At 66.3% G+C, this 7,518-nt stretch carries 5 protein-coding genes; 3 read left to right on the forward strand and 2 right to left on the reverse strand.

Annotated elements, in window-relative coordinates; genetic code table 11:
- Positions 1-266: 266 nt before the first annotated feature.
- Genes QME24_RS22495 through QME24_RS22505 form a run of 3 tightly spaced genes read left to right on the forward strand, consistent with a single transcriptional unit; the run spans position 267 to position 5,736 of the window.
- Complete coding sequence (locus QME24_RS22495) at positions 267-1,505, forward strand: exonuclease SbcCD subunit D C-terminal domain-containing protein (RefSeq protein WP_280091912.1); 1,239 nt, start codon at positions 267-269, stop codon at positions 1,503-1,505.
- Positions 1,502-5,146 (forward strand): AAA family ATPase, encoded by a 3,645-nt coding sequence (locus QME24_RS22500; protein ID WP_280091911.1) that lies wholly within the window; start codon positions 1,502-1,504, stop codon positions 5,144-5,146. Before QME24_RS22495 ends, QME24_RS22500 begins: the two co-directional genes overlap by 4 nt.
- Positions 5,143-5,736 (forward strand): glutathione S-transferase, encoded by a 594-nt coding sequence (locus tag QME24_RS22505; protein WP_029885844.1) that lies wholly within the window; start codon positions 5,143-5,145, stop codon positions 5,734-5,736. The genes QME24_RS22500 and QME24_RS22505 overlap by 4 nt, the downstream gene beginning before the upstream one ends.
- A 147-nt stretch (positions 5,737-5,883) precedes the next feature.
- On the opposite strand, the gene QME24_RS22510 is transcribed toward QME24_RS22505, so the two are convergent.
- Together QME24_RS22510 and QME24_RS22515 are read right to left on the reverse strand one after the other, a co-directional pair.
- Entirely contained in the window at positions 5,884-7,014 is a 1,131-nt protein-coding gene (locus QME24_RS22510) for a lactonase family protein (RefSeq protein ID WP_232892707.1), read from the reverse strand.
- A complete protein-coding gene (locus tag QME24_RS22515) occupies positions 6,980-7,270 on the reverse strand; it encodes a DUF5629 family protein (protein WP_054905310.1) in 291 nt (96 codons plus the stop codon). Before QME24_RS22515 ends, QME24_RS22510 begins: the two co-directional genes overlap by 35 nt.
- Positions 7,271-7,518 lie beyond the last annotated feature (248 nt).

A 7,518-nucleotide genomic window follows, 5' to 3' on the forward strand; every position in this document is an offset into this window, starting at 1 on the left:
GGCATGCCCGCGAACACCGGCGCAGCCGGTGCCAGCCCCACCCTGGGTACATGTCTCGACATCGCGCCGTACAAACAAGGCGGCCGCGCGGGCGGCGCTCGATCTCACAGGCGCTGCAAATGTGATGACGAACCGCTACCAGCCCTCCCCCCTATCCCCCGCCCTGCCCCCCACCCCCCTGCTTGGGTTACCATACCGCCCTCGCGCAACGCCCATCCCCAAAGCCAAGCCCTCTGGCTTGCTCGACTCGACACCACAGGTCATCCATGCGTCTGTTTCATACCTCCGACTGGCACCTGGGCCAAAGCCTGCACGGCCAGGAACGCGATTTCGAACACGCCTGCTTCCTCGACTGGCTGCTCGGCCAGCTTCGCCTGCGCCAGCCGGATGCGCTGCTGATCGCCGGCGATATCTTCGACACGGTCAACCCCCCGGTCAAAGCCCAGGAGCGTCTGTACGACTTCATCGTCCAGGCGCATGAGCAGCAGCCCAAGCTGGACATCGTGATGATCGCCGGCAACCACGATTCCGGCTCGCGCATCGAGCTGCCTGCCGCACTCATGCGCCGCCTGCGCACCCACGCCCTGGGCCGTGTGCACTGGCTGGACGAGGGCCAACTGGATGCCGAGCGGCTGCTGATCCCGCTGACCAATGGCCGTGGCAAGGTCGCAGCCTGGTGCCTGGCGCTGCCGTTCCTGCGGCCGGCCGAAGTCACCGGCCCCCACCTGGGCGACGACTACCTGCAAGGCATCACCCAGGTGCACCAGCAACTGATCGCCGCAGCACTGCAAAAACGCAAGAAAGACCAGGCGCTGATTGCCATCAGCCATGCGCACATGGCCGGGGGCGCAGTGTCGGAAGACTCCGAGCGCAGCCTGATCATCGGCAACGCCGAGGCGCTGCCGGCCAAGCTGTTCGACAAGGCCATCAGCTATGTCGCCCTCGGCCACCTGCACAAGCCACAGAAGGTCAACCGCGAAGAACGCATTCGCTACAGCGGCTCACCGATCCCGCTGTCGTTCGCCGAAATCAACTACCCGCACCAGGTGCTGGAGGTGGAACTGGACGGCAGCGGCCTAGTCAGCGTCGAGCCGCGCCCGGTACCGCGCGCCGTGGCCCTGCAACGCATCGGCCCGGCACCGCTGGGTGAGCTGTTACAGCAACTGGCAGACCAGCCGGTAATCGACCTGCTGGAAGACCCCAATCGCCAACCCTGGCTGGAGGTGCGGGTCATTCTCGACGAGCCGCAACCGGACCTGCGCCAGCAGATCGAGACCGCGCTGGCGGGCAAGGCAGTGCGGCTGGTGCGTATCAGTGCCGAGTACGCTGGGCGCAACAGTAGCGAAGATGATGACCTGGCCTTTGTCGAACTGGTCCAGATGACCCCGCAAGACCTGTTCAGCCGGGCCTGGGAGCAAGCCTACGGCAGCGCTGTCGACGAGCAGGCGCTGGCCGACTTTGCCTTGCTGTTGCAGGACGTGCAGCAGGAAGAGGAGCAGCCATGAAGATTCTTGCCATCCGCCTGAAGAACCTGGCATCGCTGGCCGGCCCCGTCGACATCGACTTCACTGCCGAGCCCCTGGCCAGCGCCGGCCTGTTCGCCATTACCGGGCCCACCGGCGCCGGCAAGAGCACCCTGCTCGACGCCCTGTGCCTGGCCCTGTTCGGCACCGTGCCGCGGCTCAATGACATCGGTCGCGAAGCCAAGGTGCCGGATGCCGACGGCGACATCCCCACATCCGACCCGCGCAACCTGCTACGCCGTGGTACCGGCAGCGGCTTTGCCGAAGTCGATTTCGTCGGCGTCGACGCCCGCCGCTACCGTGCCCGCTGGGAAGCCAACCGCGCCCGCGACAAGGCCAACGGCAAGTTGCAGCACAGCCGCCAGAGCTTTTACGACCTGGACAGCGAGCAGGTCCTGGCCAGCGGCAAGAACGAATACAAACAGTTGGTCGAAGCCCGCCTGGGCCTGAACTTCGAGCAGTTCACCCGCGCGGTGATGCTGGCCCAGAGCGAGTTTGGCGCGTTTCTCAAGGCCGACGACAGAGAGCGCAGCGAACTGCTGGAAAAACTGACCAACACCGCCATCTACACCCGCCTGGGCCAGCGCGCGTTCAGCAAGGCCCGCGAGGCCGGTGAGGTGCACAACGACCTGCTCGCGCGCGCCAGCCACCTGCTGCCGATGGATGCCGAAGCCCGCGCTCAGCTCGACCAGCAACTGGAGCAGGCGCAGCAGCACCTGAAGGCTGACCAGGCCAGTGAGCGCCAGCTGGAACAGCAACGCAACTGGCTGCAAGAGCAAAACCGGCTGCAAGCCCAGCACGCCGAGGCGGCCCGCGCGCTGCAGGCCGCCGAGCAGGACTGGCAGCAGTTGGCCGAACCGCGCCTGGACCTGCTGCGCCTGGAGCGCCTGGCACCTCAGCGCCACCAGTTCCACCGCCAGCAGGCGCTGAACGCACAACTGGCCCCACTGGCGGCAAGAATTGCGCAGCAGCAACAGCAGCAGGACGAACTCCAGGCACGCGCAAATATCCTGGAGCAAGCACTGAACGCCGCACGCCAGGCGCTCGCCGACAGCCAGGCGCAACACGGCGAGAATGCCCCACGCCTGCGCCAGGCCTTCGCCGCCCAGGACAACCTGGCGCGCCTGGACGAAGCGCTGGCCGCGCAACACAGCAGCAGCCAACAGGCTGAACAACACGTCGCCGATGGCCAGCAGCAGTTGCAACAGCTGGAGGCCAACCAGCAGCGCAGCCTGCAGCAATTGGCGCAGATCGACAGTGCCCTTGCCGACAGCGAGCACCTGGCAGGCCTGGCCAGTGCGTGGCACGCCTACCTGCCGCAACTCAAACAGGTGATGCTGATTGGCGGCCGCCTGGCCAAGGGCCGCGAAGAGCTGCCCGGCCTGCAGGCCCAGGCCAGCCAGGCCAATGTGCAGCTGCAGGCCGAGCGCGATGCCTACGAGCTGCTGTTCCGCGAAGCCAAGGCCGAACCCCAGGCCCTGGCCGAGCAGATCGACCTGCTCGGTGGCATGCTGCAGGACAACCGCAAGCAGCAGCGCGCTGTTGAAGAAATGTCGCGCCTGCACGGCCGCGAACTGGAACTGCGCCAGCAACTGGACAGCGTTCGTGAACGCCAGCAACAGGCCATGCAGCAACGCCAGCAGTTGATCAGCGAAGGCACCGCGGCGAAGGCCGAGCTGGAGGCGGCCGAACAGGCGCTCAACCTCACCCGCCAGTTGCTGGAGCGGCAACGCCTGGCGCGCACCACCAGCGTGGAGGCACTGCGCGAGCAATTGCGCGATGGCGAACCTTGCCCAGTCTGCGGCAGTGCCGAACACCCGTTCCACCAGCCTGACGCACTGCTGCACAGCCTGGGTCGGCATGACCAGGCTGAAGAAGCTGCCGCGCAGCGACAGGTCGACACCCTCAACGCCAAGCTGGTCGAGCTGCGCACCCAATTGGGCGTGGTCAACGCCCAGCTCAAGGACTTCCAGCAGCAACAGCAGCAACTGGGCGATCAGTTGCAACCGCTGGTGGCGCAAGTGCAGGCGCACAGCCTGTGGCCGGCCCTGGCCCCGCAGGATGACAAGGCCCGTAGCACCTGGCTGGCCAGCCAGCTGCAGCGCCTGGAGGCGGAAATTGCGCAGGACGAGAAACGCCAGAGCGCGCTGCTCACGCTGCAACGCGATGCTGCCCGCCTCACCCAGCAACTGCAGGCCGCCCAAGACGCTCAACAGCAGGCCCAGCGCCACCTCGAACAACAGCACCAGGCCCTGGCCAACGACGAGCAGCAGTTGCAGCAAGGCTTGCACGACCTGGCCGGGGTGCTGCCCGAGCAGGCCCTGAAGGCACTCGACGAAGACCCGGCCAATGCTTTCCTGGCCCTGGACCAGCAGATCGCCCAGCGCTTGCAGCAACTGGAACAGCGCAAGGACGAACTGGAAGAACAGCAGGCCCGGCAAACCCAACTCGACAAGCTGCGCGACCAGCACCAGGCCCGCGTGCAAGGCCTGCAGCAGTTGCAGCAACAACTTGCCGCCCTGGACGAGCAGCGCCAGCAGGCCCAGGCCGCCCTCGGCGAACTGCTCGGTGAACACGCCACTGCCGAAGCCTGGCAACAGCACATGGACGCCGCGCTGGACCAAGCCCGCGCCCTGGACGCCGACACCGCCCAGCGCCTGCAGGAACTGCGCACGCAAGCCGTGCAACTGGCCAGCGAGCTGAAGGCCGACGGCCAGCAGCAACAGGCGCTGGTTGCCGAATGCCAGCAGTTGCAGGGCCAGATCGCGCAGTGGCGCAGCCAGCACCCAGAGCTGGATGACGCCGGGCTGGATCGCCTGCTGGCCATGGAGGATGCGCAGGTCACAGCATTGCGCCAGCGCTTGCAAGGCGCGGAAAAAGCCATCGAACAAAGCCGCGTGTTGCTGCAGGAGCGCGAACAGCGCCTGCAACAGCACGTGGCCGACATGACCGTGGACACCACGGCCGAAGCCCTCGAGCAAGCCCTGCTGGAACTGCGCGAGCGCATGGCCAGCCACGAGCAGCAATGCGCCGAACTGCGGGCGCAGCAGGCCGATGACCAGCGCCGCCAGCAGGCCCATCAGGCACTGGCAGCCGAGATCGAGCAAGCCCGCCAGCAGTGGCAGCGCTGGGCCCGCCTCAATGCCCTGATCGGCTCGGCCTCGGGCGATGTGTTCCGCAAGATCGCCCAGGGTTACAACCTTGACCTGCTGTTGCACCATGCCAACAGCCAACTGCGCCAACTGGCCCGCCGTTACCGCCTCAAGCGAGGCGGCAGCGCCCTGGGCCTGTTGGTCCTGGACACCGAAATGGGCGACGAGCTGCGCTCGGTGCACTCACTGTCCGGCGGCGAAACCTTCCTGGTGTCGCTGGCGTTGGCCCTTGGCCTGGCTTCGATGGCTTCCAGCACCCTGCGCATCGAATCGCTGTTCATCGACGAAGGTTTTGGCAGCCTGGACCCCGAGTCGCTGCAGCTGGCCATGGATGCCCTGGACGGCTTGCAGGCACAGGGGCGCAAGGTGGCAGTGATTTCCCACGTGCAGGAAATGCACGAGCGGATCCCGGTGCAGATTCAGGTGCACCGCCAAGGCAATGGCCTGAGCGAGGTGCAGGTGTGCGGGTGATCCTGTACTCGTTCCGTCGCTGCCCGTGGGCCATGCGCGCGCGCCTGGCCCTGCGCTATGCGGGCTGTGAGGTCGAGGTATGCGAAGTGGCGCTGAAGAACAAGCCGGCAGAACTGCTGGCCTTGTCCCCCAAGGGCACGGTGCCGGTGCTGGACACCGGCAGCCAGGTGCTGGAAGAGAGCCTGGATATCATGCGCTGGGCGCTGGCGCAGAACGACCCGCAAGATTGGCAACTGCGCGCGAACCCCGCGGCGGCGCAGCAGGCGCATGCCCTGATCGCGCGTAATGACAGCACGTTCAAGTCGCAGGTGAACCTGTACAAGTATGCCGAGCGCTACCCGCAGCACCCTCGCGCGTACTACCGCCAGCAGGCCGAGGCCTGGCTGGCGGAGCTCGAAGGGTTGCTGGAGAGCCGGCCGTACCTGTTGGCTGACCAGCCGAGCATCGCCGACGCCGCCTTGCTGCCCCTGATGCGCCAGTTTGCCGGGGTGGAACCCCAGTGGTTCGCCGAGGCCGCCTATCCGCGGCTGCGGAGCTGGCTAGAGGGGTGGTTGGCATCAGACCTGTTCCGCTCGATCATGGCCAGGTAGCTTCACCCGGCTCCCTGTAGGAGCGGCCTTGTGTCGCGAAAGGGTCGCGCAGCGGCCCCGGGTTCTCGCGTTACCGCGGACATTGCCGGGGCCGCGCCGCGGCCCTTTCGCGACACAAGGCCGCTCCTACAAGGCGTGGTGTTGATATCAGTCGATGAACTTCAAGTCCGAGGGTGCGTCCTGGTCCAGGATCTGCACCGTCTCGCCCAGCTTGCCAGTCTCGGCGTCACGGCGCATGACCACGATCTGGTTGCTCTTCTGGTTCGCCACCAGCAGGAAGCGGTTGCTGGGGTCCAGGGCAAACTCGCGGGGGTGGTCGCCTTCCACGGCGCGGCGCTGCACAAACGTCAGCTTGCCGTCGCCCTTGCCAACCGCAAACACCACGATTTCATTCGCTGTACCGCGATTGCTCACGTACAGGAAGTGCCCGTCGGCCGACAGGTGCAACCCGCCCGCCGCCTTGGCCGTCGACGCAGAGTCTTCGGTCAGTGGCAGGCGCTGACCCTCGGTCAGGCCCGCACCGTTGACATCGAACATCACCACTTCCCCGCTCATTTCCAACGTGAGGTAGGCATGCTGCCCCGTGGCATCGAACAGCAGGTGGCGTGGTCCGCTGCCTGGCGGCAACGCCACCGACGGCGGCGTGGCCGGGCTCAACGGCTGGTCCGGGCTGGCGCCGTCGTAGCGGTAGATGAATACCTTGTCGGCACCGAGGTCGCTAGCGTACAGATATTGCCCATTGGGTGACGACACCAGTGAATGCACATGCCCCCCCGCCTGGCGCTCGCGGTTGACGCCACTGGGCCGGTGTCGCAGTTGCTGCACGACCGGCTTGAGCTGACCGTCCCTGGCTACCGGCATCACTGCCAGGCTGCCGCCGGGGTCAGGGTTGACCGCGTAGTTGGCCACGAACAGGTAGCGCTGGTCATGGCTGAGGCTGGCATGGGTTGGCTCGTCGCCTTGGCTGGCCACCTGGTTGAGCGGCTTGATGTCGCCCTTTGCACTGACACTGAAACTGCTGGCATTGCCGCCCGGGGTTTCATTGACAGCGAACAGCAGGCGGCGGTCGGCCGACAGCACCAGCCACGACGGGCTGACACTTTTCACCACTTGCTGCGGGGTAGGGTCGATGTGGCCCCGTTGTTCGTCGAACTGGTAGCGGTAGATACCCTGGCTGGCACCATCGGTATAGCTGCCCACCAGCAGGGTCGCGGCATGGGTCGGGATAGTCAGGCTCATCAGGCTAGCGGTCAGCAGGGTCGTCCAGGTGCGGTTCATCTTGGTCTTCATCCGGGGCGCGAAAGGCACTCATGCAGACTAGCCGATGCGCGCCGTTGGCATCGTCCAGTTGCCACTCGTCACCCATGGCGGTCGCCGCGGCGACCTGCTCGGGGGTAAACGACCAGCGGCGCAGTTGGCGGCCGTCCATGCACTCGACGCGCAGGCCAGTGGTATCGGCGGTGAACTCGAAGGCGTGCAGGCCGTCGATCAGGAGCATGTCGCAGGACTGCAGGGCGTGGCTGAGGGAGGACATTGGGTTACCTGTCAGGGAAGTGCTGCCAGTATAACCCTGTGACATCCCTGTGGGAGATTCTATGGTTCCTGGCAAGGGTAGCCAGGGCATCTTCAGCGCCTGTGAGATCGAGCGCCGCCCGCGCGGCGCTCGATCTCACAGGCGCTGCCATACCTTGTGGCAAACACCTGTCAGCCCTAAGGCGATCCCTGTGGGGGCTGGCTTGCCGGCGATTGGGCCGCAACGCGGCCCCCTGCCTTCAATGGGCG

It is taken from the genome of Pseudomonas sp. PARCl1, from assembly GCF_947311875.1.
Lineage (GTDB): Bacteria > Pseudomonadota > Gammaproteobacteria > Pseudomonadales > Pseudomonadaceae > Aquipseudomonas > Aquipseudomonas juntendi.

What these genes read in the sequence shown, in the direction of transcription:
- QME24_RS22515 (WP_054905310.1), bottom strand. Translation starts at nt 7,270, where the DNA reads ATGTCCTCCCTCAGCCACGCCCTGCAGTCCTGCGACATGCTCCTGATC.
- QME24_RS22495 (WP_280091912.1), top strand. Translation starts at nt 267, where the DNA reads ATGCGTCTGTTTCATACCTCCGACTGGCACCTGGGCCAAAGCCTGCAC.
- QME24_RS22500 (WP_280091911.1), top strand. Translation starts at nt 1,502, where the DNA reads ATGAAGATTCTTGCCATCCGCCTGAAGAACCTGGCATCGCTGGCCGGC.
- QME24_RS22510 (WP_232892707.1), bottom strand. Translation starts at nt 7,014, where the DNA reads ATGAACCGCACCTGGACGACCCTGCTGACCGCTAGCCTGATGAGCCTG.